The sequence below is a fragment of the Spirillospora albida genome (assembly GCF_000718255.1).
GTDB lineage: Bacteria > Actinomycetota > Actinomycetes > Streptosporangiales > Streptosporangiaceae > Spirillospora > Spirillospora albida.
The window spans coordinates 1-999 of sequence record NZ_JOFJ01000055.1 but is presented as its reverse complement, the minus strand read 5'-3'; the positions used below and the strand labels follow the sequence as shown (position 1 = coordinate 999).

The window sequence follows — 999 nt, the reverse complement described above, 5'->3', positions numbered from 1 at the left end:
GGACTGGCCGGGCAGGCGCGGGAACAGGTGCCCGATCCGGGCCGGCGCCGCCCGCAGCCACCGACGCTCGGAATCACACCCCAGCAGCACCTGGGCGACCGCGACGCACACCAGCTCGGCATCGGTCAACAGCCGCGTGCGGTCAGAAGGGCGTCCAAGTCAGTTTTCACACACCGACCATGGGCGCCCTTCGCCGTGCCCGCACCCGATCCAGCAATTTCCCATCAACGATCTAGTAGGAGGTGACACCAGCCCGGATGGCCACGGTTCAGCCGTGCACAGGAGCCCAAGGGGCCTCCTCGACGGGGGGATTGGCGGGGTCGCCCCATAGCAACGCGCCCAGGCTCGTGCCGGGTACCCGGGTAGGTGTGATGAGCGGGCCGGTGCCCAATTCCAGAGCATCGGCGATGCTGCTCAAGTATTCAGGCAAAGACGTGTCGGAGGGTTGCAGTTCCCAGGTGCCGTAGCTGAAGTGGCCGATCAGCCCGCGATGGTCGATCATGGTGAAACTCTGCGGGTCGCTCAGCGGCGCAGTCCATGGCACCCAGGAGCCGAGGTGCGCTCGCTGCTCGCTGCTGGCGAGGCCGACCATCCGCAACCGTTCGGCGCGCAGATTTTCCAGTGGAAGTAGATGGTGGCCGTTGAGGAATTCGCCGGGCCAGATCTCGCCCTCGTCATCTCCGTCAACGTCGGGTTCCTCGGCGGAGCCGTTGTTGACCAGCAGCAAGGCGATCAGCTCCTCGTGGAGGGAAAAGCCGAGCTGGTGCTGGGCGGCGCTGATGTCGGTTCGGGTGGCGCCGGGGCTAAGGCTGGCGTGAGACAGAGGTGCGTGCTCGCGCAGCCAGCCGGTGATGCGCGCCCAGGCGCGCAGAACCTCACTCATGCTGTCTCCTCAGGGAGGGTGAGGGGCCCCGCGCTTTCCGGACAGCTGACTGATGGTGATCTGCGGGCAGATCTACGCTGCTTGCTGCCGGTCCAGGTACTCGGTGTGGACCTCAA

Annotated in this window: 1 protein-coding gene and 1 pseudogene; both read right to left on the bottom strand. The window is 66.4% G+C overall.

The features are described from left to right. Nucleotides 1–141: pseudogene (locus IE99_RS33790) on the bottom strand (IS982 family transposase); the annotation flags it as partial. 127 nt (nucleotides 142–268) lie between these two features. After that, nucleotides 269–883, bottom strand: a complete 615-nt coding sequence (locus tag IE99_RS30860) for an SMI1/KNR4 family protein (protein WP_030177488.1) — start codon at nucleotides 881–883, stop codon at nucleotides 269–271. Between the last annotated feature and the right edge of the window lie 116 nt (nucleotides 884–999).